The organism is Methylococcus sp. S1M (assembly GCF_051295855.1).
Taxonomy (GTDB): domain Bacteria; phylum Pseudomonadota; class Gammaproteobacteria; order Methylococcales; family Methylococcaceae; genus Methylococcus; species Methylococcus capsulatus.
The window spans coordinates 1-215 of the sequence record NZ_JBPDXO010000091.1 but is presented as its reverse complement, the minus strand read 5'-3'; the positions used below and the strand labels follow the sequence as shown (position 1 = coordinate 215).

Annotated in this window: 1 protein-coding gene; it reads right to left on the bottom strand. The window is 60.9% G+C overall.

What is annotated here, in order from left to right; genetic code table 11:
* On the bottom strand, positions 1-215 hold a 215-nt coding region (locus ACSHWJ_RS16175), incomplete at both ends, for a hypothetical protein (RefSeq protein WP_432540154.1).

The window sequence follows — 215 nt, the reverse complement described above, 5'->3', positions numbered from 1 at the left end:
GACATCGCCTGCATGTCCTGGAACAATTCACCCAGCCTGAACGAACCGGACAACGCCTGGAGGGCCTCGGCACGTTTTTGCGCGTCTTCCAGGGACAGCGCCTGCTTGAATGCCGCGGCCGCCTGCGGGCCTTTGCTACCGATATAGGCGGTGATGGTATCCATCATCGCCTCCATGGGACTGATGCCGCGCTTGGCGGCATTCTTCAAGCTGCT